Here is a 16,991-nt window from a genome sequence, read left to right as displayed (position 1 = left end):
CTCAGCTCCGGTAATCGCCGTTGATGGCGACATATTCCTTCGTGAGGTCGCAGGTCCAGACGGTTGCCGTGCCGTTTCCAAGACCGAGATCCACCCTCACCGGAATATCCTGCTTCTTCATGACGTCCGACGCAGCGTTCTCGGAATAGTCCGGATCGCGCTCGCCGTTGAGGGCAACGCGGACATCGCCGAACCAGATCGCCAGGCGGTCGCGATCGGCGGCTTCGCCGGCCTTGCCGACGGCCATGACGATGCGGCCCCAATTGGCGTCTTCGCCGGCGGCGGCGGTCTTGACCAGGGGCGAATTGGCGATCGACAGCGCGATGGTCTTTGCCGCCGCATTGCTCTCGGCCCCGGTCACCGTGATTTCCAGCATCTTCGTCGCGCCTTCACCGTCCCGGGCAACCTGGATTGCCAGCGCTTTCAGAAGATCGTTAAGAGCCGCCCGGAAGCCGGCAAGCGCCGGATCGTCCGCGTCCTCGATACGCTTCTGGCCATCCGCGGCGGCGGCACCAGTCGCAAACAGCATCAGCGTGTCGGAAGTCGACGTGTCGCTGTCGACGGTCATCGAATTGAAGCTCGGCTCCACGCCGGCGGACAGCAGGGATTGCAGCACGGGCGATGCGATATCCGCATCCGTCACCACGAAGGAGAGCATGGTCGCCATGTCGGGAGCAATCATGCCGGCGCCCTTGGCGATGCCGTTGATCGTCACCTTCACGCCGCCGATCTCGGCGGTGCGGGTAGCGACCTTCGGATAGGTGTCGGTAGTCATGATGGCCTTGGCGGCTTCCTGCCAGAAATCGCCCGTCGCCGAGGTGTTCATGTCACCCAGCACGCCTGCGAACTTGGAGGCATCGAGCGGCTCACCGATGACGCCGGTCGAGGCGAGATAGATCTCGTTCTCGGCACAGCCGACGGCCTCGGCGGCCGATTTCGCGGTCAGCGCCGTCGCTGCCCGTCCCTTCAGGCCGGTGAAGGCGTTCGCATTACCGGAATTGACGACCACGGCGCGCGCCACCCCATGCGACAGATTGGCGCGGCAGAAATCCACCGGCGCCGAAGGGCACTTGGAACGGGTGAAGACGCCGGCCACCGAGGCCGGCTTGTCGAAGACCATCAAAAGCACGTCCGTGCGGTTCTTGTATTTGATGCCGGCAGCGGCGGTCGCCATGCGAACGCCGCGCAGCGCCGGCATCTCGGGATAGGACTTCGGGGCAAGGGGGGAAACGGAGACGGACATCTGATAGCAACCCGGGCTGAACGTGGAAGGGCCCGGAAAACCGGGCCCTCAACTGAATGTTACTGCTGCGGCGCAGGCTCTTGGCCGGCTTCCGGCGCCTTGTTGGCGTCCTCGTAGCCCTTGCGGAGCGCCTCGTCGACGATCTCGACCTTCTCCTCGCCCTTGGCCTTCTCGATCACAGCCAGGTACTTGTCGCGCATCACGAGCTGCTTGACCTGGTCCTGAACCTGATCCAGCGCCGGCGGCTGCACGTCGCGGCGGTCTTCGAGCTTGATGACGTGGAAGCCGAACTGCGACTTTACCGGGGTCTTGGTATAGGCGCCCTTTTCCAGCGTGAAGGCCGCTTCCTCGAACTCGGGAACCATGCGGCCCTTGGTGAACCAGCCGAGATCGCCGCCGTCGTCCTTGTTGGAATCCTGGGATTTCTCCTTGGCGACTTCCGCGAAATCCTTGCCGCCGTCGAGTTCGGCGATGACCGCCTTCGCCTCATCCTCGGTCTTCACCAGGATATGGCGGGCATGCACCTCCTCCTGCTTCGGCATGGCGGCGACTTCCTTGTCGTAACGGGCCTTGACCTCTTCAGGCGTCACGGCATCCACGACATGCTTGCGGAAGTAGGAATTGTGCAGTTCGCGGGCCTCGATATAGGCCATGCGCTGCTTGAAGTCCTCGGTATCCTTCATGCCTTCGTCGATGGCGCCCTTGGCGAGCAGCTTCACGTCGATCGCACCTGACAGCGCGGCGACGCGCTTCTGGTCGTCAGGCAACTGCTGGAGCTGCGGATCGAGGTTCTGCACGGCAAGATCGAGCTCCGACTGGCGGATCTCCAGATCGCCGACCTTTGCAACGACCGCATCTTCCTGAGCGAAGACCGGAGCCTGGAACGAGACTGCCACGACAAGCGCGGCCGTTGCGAGAAATTTGTTGCGCAACATCGATTCAACCTTTCGATAGACGCCGGCATCGAATACCCGATTCCGGCCGGAAACCCTCACAAACACCGGATTGTGGCCATTGTGTATCAGCCGTCACCGTTGACATAATTCGACCCCCCTCTTATCTGTCACGCAACTTTGCGTCCAGAAGAGTTTCCGGGCCACGCACGGGGTTTTGAGGACAAAGAACCGTGATGCCGCAAGCCCGCGAGTCTTAGGCAGACATCTTGAGAAAGGACCATTCGTATGGTCAGCTTCGGCGGCATAGCCCGCAAATTGTTTGGTTCGGCGAATGATCGCCGCGTCCGCTCCTACCGCTCCAAGATCGATGCGATCAATGCCATCGAGGAGAAGACGAAGGCTCTCACCGATCAGCAGCTGGCAGCCCAGACCGGCGAGTTCCGGCAGTTGCTGGCCGAGGGCAAGACGCTCGACGATATCCTGATACCGGCCTTCGCCGTGGTGCGCGAAGCCTCGCGCCGCGTTCTCGGAATGCGTCCCTTCGACGTGCAGCTTACCGGCGGCATGATCCTGCATGAAGGCTCCATTGCCGAAATGAAGACGGGTGAAGGCAAGACCCTGGTGGCTACCCTTCCGGTCTACCTGAACGCGCTCGCCGGCAAGGGCGTTCACGTGGTGACCGTCAACGACTATCTGGCCAGCCGCGACGCCGGCACGATGGGCAAGCTCTACGGCTTCCTCGGGCTCACCACCGGCGTCATCGTCCACGGTCTCAACGACGACGAGCGCCGCGCGGCCTATGCCTGCGACATCACCTACGCGACCAATAACGAGCTCGGCTTCGACTATCTTCGCGACAACATGAAGTACGAGCGGTCGCAGATGGTCCAGCGCGGCCACAATTACGCGATCGTCGACGAAGTGGATTCCATCCTGGTCGACGAGGCGCGCACGCCGCTCATCATTTCCGGCCCGCTCGACGACCGCTCCGATCTCTACAATACGATCGACGCCTTCATTCCGATGCTGGACGAAGCCGACTACGAGATCGACGAAAAGCAGCGCTCCGCCAACTTCTCGGAAGAGGGAACGGAGAAGCTCGAAAACCTGCTGCGTCAGGCCGGGCTCCTGAAGGGCGAATCGCTCTACGACGTCGAGAACGTCGCGATCGTTCACCACATCAACAACGCGCTGAAGGCCCACAAGCTCTTCACCCGCGACAAGGACTACATCGTCCGCAACGGCGAGATCGTCATCATCGACGAGTTCACCGGCCGCATGATGCCGGGCCGCCGCTATTCCGAAGGCCAGCACCAGGCGTTGGAAGCCAAGGAAAAGGTGCAGATCCAGCCCGAGAACCAGACGCTCGCCTCGATCACCTTCCAGAACTATTTCCGCATGTACGAAAAGCTCGCCGGCATGACCGGCACGGCCTCGACGGAAGCGGAGGAATTCAGCAACATCTACAGGCTGGAAGTAGTCGAAGTGCCGACCAACCTGCCGATCCAGCGCATCGACGAGGACGACGAGGTCTATCGGACCTTCGACGAGAAGTACAAGGCGATCATCGCCGAGATCAAGGATGCGCACGAGCGCGGCCAGCCGGTGCTGGTCGGCACCACATCCATCGAGAAATCGGAACTGCTCGCCGATATGCTGCGCAAATCGGGCTTCGACAAGTTCCAGGTGCTGAACGCACGCTATCACGAGCAGGAAGCCTATATCGTCTCCCAGGCCGGCGTGCCGGGTGCCGTCACCATCGCCACCAACATGGCCGGCCGCGGTACCGACATCCAGCTCGGCGGCAATATCGACATGCGTCTCGAGCGTGATCTCGAAGGCATCGAGGACGAGGCGGAACGCACCGCCAAGGAAGCCGCCATCCGCGAAGAGGTGAAGAGCCTCAAGGAAAAGGCGCTTGCCGCCGGCGGTCTCTACGTGATCGCCACCGAACGCCACGAAAGCCGCCGCATCGACAACCAGCTGCGCGGCCGCTCCGGCCGCCAGGGCGATCCGGGCCGCTCGAAATTCTACCTGTCGCTCCAGGACGACCTGATGCGTATCTTCGGCTCCGACCGCATGGACGGCATGCTGCAGAAGCTCGGTCTCAAGGAAGGCGAGTCGATCGTCCACCCCTGGATCAACAAGGCGCTCGAACGGGCGCAAAAGAAGGTCGAGGCCCGCAACTTCGACATCCGCAAGAACCTCTTGAAATACGACGACGTCACCAACGACCAGCGCAAGGTGATCTTCGAGCAGCGCATCGAGATGATGGATGCCGAGGACGTATCGGAAACGATCGAGGACATGCGCAGCGAGGTGATCGAGGTTCTCGTCACCAAGCATATCCCCGAGCGCGCCTATGCCGAGCAGTGGAATGCGGTCGGTCTCAGGGAAGATGTCCAGCGCCTCCTCAACCTCGATCTGCCGATCGAGGATTGGGTGCAGGAAGAGGGCATCGGCGAGGAAGATATCCGCGAGCGCATCACCGAGGCGGTGGAAAAGGCAGCCGCCGACCGGCGCGAGCGCTTCGGTCCCGGGATCATGACCTATGTCGAGCGCTCGGTCGTGCTGCAGACGCTCGACCATCTGTGGCGCGAGCATATCGTCAATCTCGACCACCTGCGCTCCGTCATCGGCTTCCGCGGCTATGCCCAGCGCGACCCGCTGCAGGAATACAAGGCGGAGGCCTTCGAACTCTTCCAGGCCCTGCTCGCCAACCTCCGCGAAGCGGTGACGGCGCAGATCATGCGCGTCGAGCTGGTGCGCGAGGCTCCGCCCTCGCCCGAGCCGCCGCAGGTCATGGAGGCGCATCACTTCGATCCGACGACAGGCGAGGACGAAATGGCTGGCTTCGGCGGCCAGAATGTCCTCGCCATGGCGCCGGACCGGACGCCGGAAGATCCCGCCACCTGGGGCAAGGTCGGCCGCAACGAGCCCTGCCCCTGCGGTTCCGGCAAGAAGTACAAGCATTGCCATGGGGCCTTCGAGCAGGTCTGAGATTCATCGCCCGGCATGACGATGCGACGCCGCCCAACGGGCGGCGTTTTGCTTTTGGAAAGAGCTCGTTTCCTAAACTCCGGATGCGCCACAACACCCTTTCTTAACTCTGCCGTGGCAACAATTCCTTCCGATTGTCCCTTGCGTATTCGAGTTTTGCGTTGCCCATCATGGCGGTCATCGAGACAGCGGAAAGATTGCTGCCGCCAGGTCTGCGTGCCCGGCTGTTGCCGCTTGCCCGCAAGCTCGCCGCCACGCTTGCCGAAGACAGCGAAAACGCCCGCGCCCAGCGTCGCGCGCTGACCGCCTTCGTCATCCGCATCCTGAGCGCCGCGATCGCCTTCATCTCGCAGATCGTGCTGGCCCGGCTGATGGGCGAGTTCGAATACGGCATCTTCGCCTTCGTCTGGGTTCTGGTGGTGCTCGCCGGCAATCTCTCCTGCCTCGGCTTCCACACATCGGTCATCCGCTTCCTGCCGCACCACAAGGCGCGCGGCGAATTCGACGCCATTCGCGGGCTCCATGTCAGCGTCCGCATCTTCGCGATGATTTCGGCAACCACGCTTGCCTTCCTCGGTTTTCTCTTCCTGCGCTTCTTCGGCGACACGATCGAAGCCTATTGGACGGTGCCGGTCTTCCTGGCGCTCTTCACGCTGCCGATGATCGCGCTCGGCGACGTGCTGGACGGCACCGCGAGGGCGAGCGGCTGGACGATCACCGCGCTCAGCCCGACCTATCTCATCCGGCCGGCGCTGATCCTCGCCTTCATGCTGGCGGCACTCTGGATGGGGGCGCCACAGACCGCCGCCACCGCCATGGAGGCCGCACTCGCCGCCACCTATGTGACGACGCTCACCCAATTCCTTCGCATGCGGAGACGGCTGCGGCGGGAATACGGCCCTGGAGGCCTGCAGATCGAGGCGGGCACCTGGTTCCGCTATTCGCTTCCCGTCTTCATGGTGGACGGCATCGGCTTCCTGCTCACCAATGCCGACGTGGTGGTCGTGGGTTTCTACCTGCCCCCGGACCAGGTGGCGATCTACTACGCGGCGGCAAAGACCATCGTTCTGGTGCAGTTCGTCTCCTTCGCCATCAAGGCCGCGGTAGGTCCGCGTTTTTCAGCCATCATCGCCGAGGGCGACATGCCCTCGCTTGCGGCCTTCGCCAGCCAGGCGGCGCGCTGGAGTTTCTGGCCGGCGCTCGGCGTCGGGCTCGTCGTTCTGGCGCTGGGCGAGGTGCTGCTGTCGCTCTTCGGCCCGGCGTTTACCGCCGGCTACGGCCTGATGGCCATATTGTTTGCGGGCATCCTCGCCAAGGCGATGGTCGGCCCCGGAGAGGTTCTCCTGAGCATGGCCGACCGGCAGAAACTCTGCGTGGCGCTCTACGCGGCCATTCTCGCGATCAATATCGGCCTCAACATCGCCCTCATCCCCCGCTTCGGCCTCACGGGCGCTGCAATGGCAACCGCGCTGGCCATGATGATCGAGGCGGTTCTTCTGCATATCGCGGTCCGCCGGACGCTTGGCATCGTGCTCTTCGCCTTTGCCGCGCCGCTCGCCGCCGCACCCTCAAAGGCAAGATGACCATGGCTGAAATCCCGACCGGCGGCGATCCCCACAGAAATGGAAGCGCCCTCCTTCCGGCGCTCGGCCAGCCATTCCGACCCGAGCGTCCGGATGCCGACGCCCGCATGCAGGTCGGCCGGTCGGGCCGCGAGCTCTGCCTCTATCCGGCTGCGTTCGGCTACGATCTCCAGGAAGAGCTGGAATTCCTCTCCAACCGCGCGATGGAGCCCAACATCTTCTTCAGCGCCCGCCTGCTCGTCCCCGCAATGCCGAGGGTCGAAGACAAGCAGGTCCGGCTCGCGCTCATCCGCGACGAGAGCGGCGCGGCGAGCCGCATGCGGCTGCTCATGCCGTTCACCGTGGAAAGGCCGGGCTTTTCCGTCGGCGCCTCGATCATCCGCGTATGGGCCAACCCGTTCGGCCCGCTCGGCACGCCGCTGGTGGATGCCGAGGACGCGGCTGAAACCATCGACAACCTGCTGGAAGGGCTGGCCCGGCGCGAGGCGCGCCTGCCCTCCGTGCTGGTCATGCCGGATATCCGCCCGAACGGCCGTTTCGCCCAGCTCGCAAGGGCAGTGGCGATCGGGCGGAACCTGCCGATCACGCTCACCGACGCCTTCACCCGGCCGATGCTCGCAAGCGACCTCGATGGTGAAGCCTATCTCAAGCGGGCGGTCTCCGCCCATCATCTACGGGAGATGCGACGCCTGTGGCGCCAGCTCGGCCGGCAAGGTAGGCTCGACTACAGCGTGGCCCGTCAGCCGGAAGAGGTCCGTCTGCGGATGGAAGAGTTCCTGGCGCTGGAAGCCCGAGGCTGGAAGGGCCGCAAGCGCTCGGCACTGATCAACGACCGCTACCGCTCGGCCTTCGCCCGCGAGGCGATCACCAATCTCGCCGAGGTGGATGCGGTGCGCATTCACACCCTCGATTTCGAGGGGCGCGCCATCGCATCCCTGATCGTCTTCCTCATGGCCGGCGAGGCCTATACCTGGAAGACGGCCTATGACGAGAATTTCGCCCGCTATTCTCCGGGCAAGCTCTTGATGATGAAGCTGACCGAGTGGCATCTCGAGGACGCCAATATCGTTCGCACCGATAGCTGCGCCGTGCCGGATCACCCGATCATGAGCCGCTTCTGGGAGGAGCGCGAGGAGATGGGAAGCCTCGTCATCGGGCTCGCCGAGAACGGCGACCGCGACGTGCGGCAGGTGGCGGCCCAGCTTCACCTCTACCGCAACACGCGCAACATGGCGCGAATGCTCCGCCAGAAGATCCTCTCGATGGCCGGCCGGGCGGAGTGACACGGGCCCGCCTGTTTGCGGCGAGCCCGTGACGCGATCATTTAGCGGGATGCGGTCGTCCGCAGCATCCTGCAGAGGCTGACCAGCGCCGCATCGCCGCCGTTCGCCGTTATATCGGCGCAGCGATAAAGAAGCCTGCGCTGCTCGGCCCGCGACATGCCGTTGAAAGCCTGCCGCTGCGATGGGGTCAGGCCGGAGCCTCCACCCGGTCCGCCGGCTCCGGGACCGCCATTGCCGGGGCCACCGTTACCCGGTCCGCCGTTGCCAGGTCCGCCATTGCCCGGACCACCCGAACCGGGACCGCCGATGCCGATATCCACATCCGCATCGATGCCGCCGGAACCGATACCCAGGCCGACGCCTGCATTGATCCCGTCGCGCCCGCCGACGGAAGCGGTGACATCCGCATCCACGCCGTCACGTCCGCCGATACCGACATCGGCACCGGTATTGATGCCGTTCGAACCACCCACGGATGCATTGGCGGTCGCGCCGAGGCCGCCGCCGCTGCGGCTACCCACATTCGCATCGGCGTTGACGCCATTCCGCCCGCCGACCGAGGCATCGACATCCGCGAGGCTGTCTCGCCCCCCCACATCGGCGCTCGCATTGACACCGTTGGAGCCGCCGAGGGACGCATCGACCCCGAGCCCGCCGCTGGTATCCACCCCGACGCTCAAGCCGTTTTCTCCGCCGATCGACAGGCCTTGGGCAAAGCCCGATGCGGCCAGAGGAAGAACGACGCAACTCGACAAAAACATGATACGAAGAGATTTCCGCATGATCTCCATCCTCCTGGAACCCGGCATCCATTGCCGGACTAAGCGCGAGGAGAACTCGCCAAATCCCCCCTTGTTTCAGCAATCGGGATGCAACCTGAGATCATCATTAAGGATCGTCTAAGGCGAAGGAACACATGTCGCCGGATGAAACGCTTCAGCCTCGACAAAGATCGTTCGTGCCTGCACTTGCGCGCGAGCGCCGCTGCATGATAGAGGCCTTGGCACCATCTCGGCGCGGGCGTGGCGGAATTGGTAGACGCAGCGGACTCAAAATCCGCCGTCGCAAGACATGTCGGTTCGAGTCCGACCGCCCGCACCAAAGCTTCCGGATATCACATCGAAAGTTTCAACCTTGCGGGCGGTGCGCCTTGACGACCGCCGGATCGGTTTCGATCCGTCCGGCGCCGATCAAATCCAGGCAATAGGGAATGGCCGGAAACACCGCATCGAGCGTCATGGCGATCGAAGCAGGCTTTCCCGGCAGGTTCAGAATGAAGGATTTGCCGCGCGTGCCCGCGGTCTGCCGCGAAAGAATGGCGGTGGGCGTCTGTTCGAGACTGGCGCGCCGCATGAGTTCGCCAAATCCCGGCAGCTCTTTCTCCAGGACGGCGCGCATGGCTTCCGGGGTCTCGTCGCGCGGGCTCGGGCCCGTGCCGCCCGTCGTCAGAACCAGGTCGCAACGCTCGCTGTCGCAAAGATCGATCACCGTATCGCGTACCGACGCCATGCCATCGGGAATGATGCGCCGAACCAGTTCGTAAGGCGTCACTATCGCCGCCGCCAGCCATTGGGCAATCGCCGGACCGCTCAGATCTTCGTATTCGCCGCGGCTGGCGCGGTCGGAAATCGTGACGACGGCAATCTTCAAGGCTTATTCCAATCTGTCGGACGGTTTTGCGATACCCGCTCATCCTCTACGATCTGCCGGAGCCAGGCAACCGTGCTCGCGTATTCGGTGACAATAACATGTGAAGGGTGGAAACATGTGAAGAGCGGGGTCTCGTTTCGCTGGAAATCGAAATCGGCCCGATCGTTGCGGCACCTCACGAAAAATTGGCGGCACCGGCCCAGTTGCGTCATCGGCACACATTTACAGCGCATTCCCATGTGATCTAAGGGAACTTCAGCCGCCCAACGGCCAGATGAAATTTCAGGAGAAGCGAATGGCGCTTGCAGTCATGACCGCCAAGTCCCGCATCGGTTTCCCTCTCGTCGTGACGCTCGGCATGGCGGCGGCGGTCGGCGGCGCGCTCGCATTCGAGCATATCGGCGGCTATATCCCCTGCGCGCTCTGCCTGCTCCAGCGCGACCCCTATTACTACGGCATCCCCGTCGGCATTGCCGCGATCGCCACATCCGCGCTTGGCCTGCCAGCCTGGATCATCCGCGCGCTTCTCGCCGTCGTCGGCGTGATGATGCTGGTCGGCGCCGGCATGGGCGTCTTTCATGCGGGCGTCGAGTGGGGCTTCTGGGAAGGCCCGGCGAGCTGCGGCGGGGGCGGCGCCATGACCACCAATGCCGGCAGCCTACTCGACGACCTGAACGCGGTGCATGGCCCCTCCTGCACGCAGGCAGCGCTGCGCGTGCTTGGTCTTTCGTTCGCGGGCTGGAACGTCATCGCAAGCCTCATCCTGGCGGCGATTGCCTTCGTCGGCGCGAAGAGAGCGTAAGAGCACGGATCAGGGCTGCAGCACGGTATCCCAGTAGAGATAGTCCATCCAGCTTTCATGCAGGTAGTTCGGCGGGAAGAGCCTGCCATTGTTGTGCAGGTCCTGCACCGTGGGCTGATAGGGCTTCTGATGCGGGAACATGCCCGCCTGCTTCGGCAGCTTGCTGCCCTTCTTCAGATTGCAGGGCGAACAGGCGGCCACGACGTTTTCCCAGGTCGTCTCGCCGCCATGGGCGCGCGGGATCACATGGTCGAAGGTCAGGTCGTCGTCATGGCCGCAATACTGGCACTCGAACTTGTCACGCAGGAAGACGTTGAAGCGCGTGAACGCCGGATTGCGGGTCGGCTGGATATAGGTCTTGAGGCTGACGACACTCGGCAGCCGCATCGAGAAGCTGGGTGACGAGACGGAATGCTCGTATTCAGCGATGATATTCACTCGGTCGAGGAAAACCGCCTTGATCGCGTCCTGCCAGGACCATAGCGACAAGGGATAATAGCTCAGCGGCCGGTAGTCGGCGTTCAAGACGAGCGCCGGCAGGGCCTGCGGGGAGACTGCGATCGTCAACGTGACGCTCCTACCCGATTCGGCTTCCGTATCTTCTATATTAGGTCCGTTGTTACAGGATTGTGAAGCCAATAAATGCAGATAGATAACTCTCGTCCGCAGTCACGGCAGCGGCGTCACGTCCCGCCGCATCCGCGCCGCATAATAGGCCCAAAAAAGCCTTGCTGCGACCGATCGCCACGGGCTCCAGATTTCCGCGAGTTCCGCCAGTTTTTTCGAGGAGGGACGCGCCTCCAGGCCGAAGGCATGGGCGACGGAAGCCTGCAGGGCAACGTCTCCCGAGGGAAAGATATCGGCATGTCCGGCAGAGAACATCAGATAGACCTCCGCCGTCCATGGTCCGATGCCTGGGAGCCGAATGAGTGCCGTTATGGCGTCGCGGGGTTCCATGCGGCCGATCGATTCGAGATCGAGGCTGTTTTCGGAAATCGCCCTAGAGAGACCGATCAGCGTTGCGGCCTTCGCCCGTGAAAGGCCGAAGGTGGCCACCACGGCAGGATCGTGGGCCAGGTAACTGGCGGCGGTCACGGGACCCGCGGCGGTGATTCGCCTCCAGATGGCCGCAGCGCTCGCCTTCGAGACCATCTGCGAGACGACGATGGAGGCAAGCCCGGCAAAGCCGGGTTCCTGCAGCCGCAGCGGCACCGGCCCCGCTACCTCGATGATGGCGGAAAGCCGCGGATCGATGCCGGCCAGGGCTTCGAGCCCCTCCTCGATATGCGAATGGTCGCGAATGATCGTCATCGGCTTTCCCATGGCCGTTTCCTCGAAAGCATGGCAGAAGAAAAATCATGCCCGTCACGCCCTCTGATAAACCCGTCTATCGTTTCGCGCCAAGCCCGAACGGCCTGCTTCACCTTGGCCATGCTCTTTCGGCGCTTCTGAACTACGACATGGCAAGGGCGAGCGGCGGTCGGTTTCTGCTGCGGATCGAGGATATCGACCTTGCCCGCTCGACGCCGGAATTCGAAGAGGCGATCTACCGGGACCTCGCATGGCTGGGGCTCCAGTGGGAACAGCCGGTGCGGCGGCAGTCGGAGCATTTCGATACCTATCGCACGACCCTGGAACAGCTGCACGCAATGGGCCTCGTCTACCCGGCCTTCATGACCCGCGGCGAGGTAAAGGCCAGGGTCGCGGCTTTCGAGGCGGCGGGAAAGACCTGGCCGCGCGATCCGGACGGTTCGCCGCTCTATCCGGAAGATGACAGGCTGAGGAGCGAGGGCGAGCGTAAGGCCCTCATGGACAAAGGCTTGCGTCATGCGTTTCGGCTGGACATGGGAAGGGCCCTGGAACTGCTCGGCAAGCCGCTGACCTTCCGCGAAACCGGCGACGGGCCGCAAGGCGAGATTGCCTGCGATCCGGCAATCTGGGGCGACGTGGTACTGTCGCGCTCCGATGCGCCGTCGAGCTACCATCTGTCGGTCACGGTGGACGACGCCGTTCAGGGCATCACGCACGTGGTGCGGGGGCTCGATCTCTTCGAGGCGACCGCGGTCCATCGATTGCTGCAGGAGCTTCTGGGCCTTCCCGAGCCTCTTTACCACCACCACCGGCTGGTGCTGGGCGAAGATGGCCGAAAATTGGCGAAGAGCGAAGGGGCGACCGGTCTAGCGGCTCTGCGACTTCAGGGGCTTTCGCCCCTCGACATCCGCCACCTCGTCGGGCTCTGAGGCTAGCATTTCGCGGCGCCTGCTGCGGCTGCGCACCCTCGAAACCACGGAATAGACGCGATACTTCATCAGCGCCGCGTTGACCTCCGCTCCCAGCATGAAGATCACGCCGACCATGTAGAGGAAGACCAGCACGATCATGATCGAGGCGAGGCCGGCATAGGTGGCCGCATAATTGGCGAAAGTCGCGAGATAGGACGCGAAAAGATAGGCTCCGAGCGACCAGAGAAGCAGGGTCAACGCCACGCCCGGCAGGACGTCGATGATCCGCCTCGATCCGGCCGGCAGCCATTTATGCGAGAAAACGAGGCCAATGGCCAGCACCAGCACCGTGCCGAACAGGCCCCAACTGGAGACGACGGCAAGGTCAGCCGCCAGCCAGGGAAATCGGGTTTCGGCAAAGCGCAGCGCCACCGGCACGGCGACCAGCACGATGCTGATGACGGCGAAGATGACGACGGCCACGATGACGTAGCCGAGGCTGGCCAGGCGCGTCACGTACCAATAACGCGTTTCCTGCACCCGGTAGGCTCGGTTGAGAGAAATGCGCAGCGCCTCCACACCATTCGAGGCGAAATAGGCCGCCGCAAGCACCGAGACGGTGAGAAGCCCGCCGCGGGGAATGGTGAGCACCCGCTGGATTTCCCGCGCCAGCGGATCGGCGATATCGGCGGGCCAGATATCGAAGAGGAGATGGACTGCCGTCTCCGAGAATTTATCCGCCCCGAGGAAGCCCGCAAGCGCCGTGCCGAAGATCAGGAAGGGGAAGAGCGCCAGCAATCCGGACAGCGCCACATGACTTGCCAGCGCCCAGCCATCGTCTTCGTTGAAGTGGCAATAGGCGTCGTAAAGCACCTTGTAGGCAAGGCTGTACCAGCGGTACGGGCGGATTTCTTCCGACACTTGGGACTCCGTTGTAACTTCCTCCGGAATATGGGAAATCGGGACCGATTGTACAGGGAGAACGCATTGCCTGGGGAAAAGTCCATCATCGTCACCGGCTGTTCTTCCGGCATCGGCGCATATTGCGCCCGGGCGCTTTCAAAGGATGGCTGGAGGGTGTTCGCGACTGTCCGCAAACCGGAAGACACCGGGCCGCTCGAAGCCGACGGCATAGAAGCCCTGTTGATGGATTATACCAGGCCGGAGACCATCGTCGCTCTGGTCGAGACGGTGCGGGAACGCACCGGCGGGCGGCTCGACGCCCTCTTCAACAACGGCGCCTACGGTCAGCCGGGCGCGGTGGAAGATCTTTCGACCGAAGTGCTGCGGGCGCAGTTCGACACCAATTTCTTCGGCTGGCACGAGCTGACGCGTCGGGCGATCCCGATCATGCGGCGCCAGGGGCACGGCCGTATCGTGCAATGTTCCTCGATCCTGGGATTGCTGCCCTATCGCTATCGTGGCGCCTACATCGCCTCCAAATATGCCCTCGAAGGCCTGAGCGCGACGCTGCGCATGGAACTCGAAGGCAGCGGCATCCATGTGAGCCTCATCGAGCCCGGACCGATCGCCTCGCGCTTCACGGCCAATGCCCTCGCCAAGCTTCATGAGCATGTTGATCTGGAAAATTCCGCCCATGCCGATGAGTACCGGCGGCAGCTAAAGCGCCTGAACGGTTCCGGACCGGCAAACCGGCATAAGCTCGGCCCGGAAGCAGTCTACGACGTGCTGAAGCACGCCTTGACCGCGCCGCGCCCCAAGCCGCATTATCTTGTCACAACGCCCGCCAAGCAGGGCGCATTTCTGAAACGGCTCCTTCCCGCAACGCTCTTCTACAAGCTGATGCGCCGGGTGGACTGATCACGATCAAAGGCTGCAATCCCAGATGTCCAGTTTCGCCACCATCGCCACCCTTCTCGTCATGGGCCTTGTCGTGCTCGTCCTCATTCGCGGACTGTTCAACATGCTCAAGGGCGGCAGCGGCAACAAATCGAACAAGCTGATGCAGATGCGTCTGCTCTTGCAGGCGATCGCGATCGTGCTCATCATGTTCACGCTCTGGTTGACCGGCGGCGGGCGGCCGAGCTGAAGGATGGCTGATGGTCAAGCTCAATAAGATCTACACCCGCACCGGCGACAGCGGCACCACGGCGCTGGTCTCGGGGCCGCGCCGCGAAAAGCACGATCTGCGGGTCGAGGCCTTCGGCACGGTGGACGAGGTCAATTCCGCGCTTGGCGTGGCGCGCCTTCACACGATCGGGGAAGGAGAGCTCGACGCGATGCTCTTCCGCATCCAGAACGATCTCTTCGATCTCGGGGCTGATCTCGCCACCCCCGACACCGGCGAGAAGCCGCAATACGAGCCGCTGAGGATCGTGGACGCTCAGGTGGAGCGGTTGGAAGCCGAGATCGACCAGCTCAACGCCGGCCTCGATCCATTGAATTCCTTCGTGCTTCCGGGCGGCAGTCCCGCCGCAGCTTATCTCCATCTCGCGCGCACCATCGCGCGGCGGGCCGAACGGCTGACGGTGGAACTTTCCCGCCGGAAGGGCGAGAGTGTGGGCCGGCCGGCGCTCAAATACATCAACCGCCTTTCGGATTTCCTTTTCGTAGCGGCGAGATACATGAATGGCGGTGGCAAGGCCGACATTCTCTGGGTCCCTGGCAAGAACCGCTGAAACGAGGCGGGAGAAAGCAGAAAACGCATGTTCATCCCGCTCCACGACAGAAACGACCTCAAATATATCCGCGTCCAATACGTGACGATCGGCCTGATTCTCGCCAATGTGCTGGTCTGGCTGGTCGCAGTCGTCTCACCAGAGAACATCGCCAACCTCGCGGCCCTCGGCCTCGGCTTCATCCCGGCGGTCGTCTTCGATCATGCCGTGCTCGACCCCTCGCTGGTGATCGTGCCGGACGACGCAACCTTCATCACCTATGCCTTCCTGCACCTCGATTTCTGGCATCTCGCTTCCAACATGCTCTTCCTGTGGGTGTTCGGCGACAATGTCGAGGATGCGATGGGGCATTTTCGCTTCCTGATCTTCTACCTGCTCTGCGCGGCGGCCGGCGCCCTGGTGCACGGCTTCGTCGCCCCGACCTCGGAAGGACCGCTGATCGGCGCATCCGGCGCCATATCCGGGGTCGTCGCCGCCTATTTCCTGCTGCATCCGCGCGTGCGGGTCTGGGTTCTCGTGCTTTTCCGCATACCGCTGCCGCTGCCGGCCTTCATTCCGCTGGCGCTGTGGATCGCCCAGCAATTCGCCATGCTGGTTTTCGATCTGGACAGCATGATCTCCTGGGGTGCACATGTGGGCGGCATTCTGGCCGGCGCGCTCCTCGTCCTCGTCATGCGTCGCAAGGGTGTGCCGCTTTTCGACCGCACCTTGGTCAAGCCACGGGCGATGGAGACCAAGACGAGCATTCCCAGCGCGCCCCTGGCCGAATAGCGTCATGAGAAAAGAGCATGGCGGACTGCGAAAACCTCGTTGTCTTCGGGGAAAAAATGCTTATCCATGTCGCCCATTGAATATCGGATAGACGGGAGAAGCCGCATCTTGCGGCAGGAGAACGTTCAAGGAAGGACCCCATGAAAATCCTCGTCCCAGTAAAACGCGTGGTCGATTACAACGTGAAAATCCGGGTGAAGCCGGATGGTTCGGGCGTCGAGCTTGCCAATGTGAAGATGTCGATGAACCCGTTCGACGAGATTTCAGTCGAGGAGGCCCTGCGCCTGAAGGAAGCCGGCAAAGCCGAGGAAGTGGTCGTCGTGTCGATCGGTCCTGCAAAGGCGGAAGAGACGCTGCGCACGGCGCTCGCCATGGGGGCCGACCGCGCGATCCTGGTCGAGACGGACGACGTGGTCGAGCCGCTGGCGGTCGCCAAGATTTTGAAGGGTGTAGCCGAGGCCGAGCAGCCGGGCCTCATTATCGTCGGCAAGCAGGCGATCGACGACGATTCGAACCAGACCGGCCAGATGCTGGCGGCCTTGCTGGGCTCCGCCCAGGCGACGTTCGCTTCCAAGATAGAGATTGCTGACGGCAAGGCCAAGGTCACCCGCGAGGTGGACGGCGGCCTGCAAACGATCGAAGTGAAGCTGCCGGCAGTGGTGACCACCGACCTGCGCTTGAACGAGCCGCGCTATGCCTCGCTGCCGAACATCATGAAGGCCAAGAAGAAGCCGCTCGACAAGAAGAGCCCGGCCGATTTCGGCGTCGATACCGCGCCGCGCCTGAAGGTGCTGAAGACCGAGGAGCCTTCCGGCCGCAAGGCAGGCATCAAGGTCAAGGATGTGGCGGAACTTGTTTCGTCACTCAAGACCGCCGGCGTGCTTTAATCCGGAAGAGACAGG

The 16,991-nt window shown here is 63.0% G+C and carries 17 protein-coding genes and 1 tRNA gene; 11 read left to right on the top strand and 7 right to left on the bottom strand.

Translation table 11 applies throughout. From position 1 onward, the window contains the following. Position 1: 1 nt before the first annotated feature. Together argJ and YH62_RS21850 are read right to left on the bottom strand one after the other, a co-directional pair. The gene (argJ, locus tag YH62_RS21855; RefSeq protein ID WP_046796376.1) at positions 2-1,243 is read right to left on the bottom strand and encodes a bifunctional glutamate N-acetyltransferase/amino-acid acetyltransferase ArgJ; all 1,242 of its coding nucleotides are present in this window, start codon (positions 1,241-1,243) and stop codon (positions 2-4) included. 59 nt (positions 1,244-1,302) lie between these two features. Continuing rightward, positions 1,303-2,178, bottom strand: a complete 876-nt coding sequence (locus tag YH62_RS21850) for a peptidylprolyl isomerase (protein ID WP_046796375.1) — start codon at positions 2,176-2,178, stop codon at positions 1,303-1,305. Positions 2,179-2,424: 246 nt separating this feature from the next. On the opposite strand from YH62_RS21850, the gene secA reads away from it, so the two are divergent. The 3 genes from secA (at position 2,425) to YH62_RS21835 (ending at position 8,005) form a co-directional block, all read left to right on the top strand. Next, positions 2,425-5,139 (top strand): preprotein translocase subunit SecA, encoded by a 2,715-nt coding sequence (secA, locus tag YH62_RS21845; RefSeq protein WP_046796374.1) that lies wholly within the window; start codon positions 2,425-2,427, stop codon positions 5,137-5,139. A gap of 161 nt (positions 5,140-5,300) precedes the next feature. After that, positions 5,301-6,722: a lipopolysaccharide biosynthesis protein gene (locus YH62_RS21840; protein ID WP_280950073.1), complete on the top strand. Its 1,422-nt coding sequence runs from the start codon at positions 5,301-5,303 to the stop codon at positions 6,720-6,722. Positions 6,723-6,724: 2 nt separating this feature from the next. Then, the gene (locus YH62_RS21835; protein ID WP_082118448.1) at positions 6,725-8,005 is read left to right on the top strand and encodes a GNAT family N-acetyltransferase; all 1,281 of its coding nucleotides are present in this window, start codon (positions 6,725-6,727) and stop codon (positions 8,003-8,005) included. 41 nt (positions 8,006-8,046) lie between these two features. Here YH62_RS21835 and YH62_RS21830 read toward each other — a convergent pair whose 3' ends face one another. Further along, positions 8,047-8,787, bottom strand: a complete 741-nt coding sequence (locus tag YH62_RS21830; protein WP_046796372.1) for a hypothetical protein — start codon at positions 8,785-8,787, stop codon at positions 8,047-8,049. A 234-nt stretch (positions 8,788-9,021) separates the two neighbouring features. On the opposite strand from YH62_RS21830, the gene YH62_RS21825 reads away from it, so the two are divergent. Continuing rightward, positions 9,022-9,106: transfer RNA gene (locus tag YH62_RS21825), tRNA-Leu, on the top strand. A 27-nt stretch (positions 9,107-9,133) separates the two neighbouring features. On the opposite strand, the gene mog is transcribed toward YH62_RS21825, so the two are convergent. Next, positions 9,134-9,655 (bottom strand): molybdopterin adenylyltransferase, encoded by a 522-nt coding sequence (gene mog / locus YH62_RS21820; protein WP_046796371.1) that lies wholly within the window; start codon positions 9,653-9,655, stop codon positions 9,134-9,136. Between the two features lie 295 nt (positions 9,656-9,950). Between mog and YH62_RS21815 the strand changes: the two genes are divergently transcribed. Further along, positions 9,951-10,457, top strand: coding sequence for a disulfide bond formation protein B (locus tag YH62_RS21815; RefSeq protein WP_046796370.1), 507 nt, complete (start codon positions 9,951-9,953; stop codon positions 10,455-10,457). A 9-nt stretch (positions 10,458-10,466) separates the two neighbouring features. Here the strand turns inward: YH62_RS21815 and YH62_RS21810 are convergent, their stop codons facing one another. Together YH62_RS21810 and YH62_RS21805 are read right to left on the bottom strand one after the other, a co-directional pair. Continuing rightward, positions 10,467-11,024, bottom strand: a complete 558-nt coding sequence (locus YH62_RS21810; protein ID WP_046796369.1) for an HNH endonuclease — start codon at positions 11,022-11,024, stop codon at positions 10,467-10,469. Positions 11,025-11,126: 102 nt separating this feature from the next. Further along, positions 11,127-11,768 (bottom strand): DNA-3-methyladenine glycosylase, encoded by a 642-nt coding sequence (locus YH62_RS21805; protein WP_046796435.1) that lies wholly within the window; start codon positions 11,766-11,768, stop codon positions 11,127-11,129. 47 nt (positions 11,769-11,815) lie between these two features. On the opposite strand from YH62_RS21805, the gene gluQRS reads away from it, so the two are divergent. Then, positions 11,816-12,697, top strand: coding sequence for a tRNA glutamyl-Q(34) synthetase GluQRS (gluQRS, locus tag YH62_RS21800; RefSeq protein WP_046796368.1), 882 nt, complete (start codon positions 11,816-11,818; stop codon positions 12,695-12,697). Here gluQRS and YH62_RS21795 read toward each other — a convergent pair. After that, complete coding sequence (locus YH62_RS21795) at positions 12,635-13,600, bottom strand: YihY/virulence factor BrkB family protein (protein ID WP_082118447.1); 966 nt, start codon at positions 13,598-13,600, stop codon at positions 12,635-12,637. The two genes, gluQRS and YH62_RS21795, sit on opposite strands and share 63 nt — an antisense overlap. 66 nt (positions 13,601-13,666) lie before the next feature. Between YH62_RS21795 and YH62_RS21790 the strand changes: the two genes are divergently transcribed. The 5 genes from YH62_RS21790 to YH62_RS21770 all read left to right on the top strand — a co-directional run bounded on the left by YH62_RS21790 (position 13,667) and on the right by YH62_RS21770 (position 16,976). Next, entirely contained in the window at positions 13,667-14,500 is an 834-nt protein-coding gene (locus tag YH62_RS21790) for an SDR family oxidoreductase (protein WP_137326710.1), read from the top strand. Between the two features lie 25 nt (positions 14,501-14,525). Next, the gene (locus YH62_RS21785) at positions 14,526-14,729 is read left to right on the top strand and encodes a twin transmembrane helix small protein (RefSeq protein WP_046796366.1); all 204 of its coding nucleotides are present in this window, start codon (positions 14,526-14,528) and stop codon (positions 14,727-14,729) included. A 10-nt stretch (positions 14,730-14,739) separates the two neighbouring features. Further along, on the top strand, positions 14,740-15,318 hold the full coding sequence (locus tag YH62_RS21780; RefSeq protein ID WP_046796365.1) for a cob(I)yrinic acid a,c-diamide adenosyltransferase: 579 nt from the start codon (positions 14,740-14,742) through the stop codon (positions 15,316-15,318). 27 nt (positions 15,319-15,345) lie between these two features. Then, entirely contained in the window at positions 15,346-16,089 is a 744-nt protein-coding gene (locus YH62_RS21775; protein ID WP_046796364.1) for a rhomboid family intramembrane serine protease, read from the top strand. 140 nt (positions 16,090-16,229) lie between these two features. Further along, entirely contained in the window at positions 16,230-16,976 is a 747-nt protein-coding gene (locus YH62_RS21770) for an electron transfer flavoprotein subunit beta/FixA family protein (RefSeq protein ID WP_046796363.1), read from the top strand. The last annotated feature ends 15 nt before the right edge of the window (positions 16,977-16,991 follow it).

The organism is Rhizobium sp. LC145, assembly GCF_001005825.1.
GTDB lineage: Bacteria > Pseudomonadota > Alphaproteobacteria > Rhizobiales > Rhizobiaceae > Neorhizobium.
Note: the sequence above shows the minus strand (reverse complement) of the source record. Positions and strands in the feature narration are given on the sequence as shown.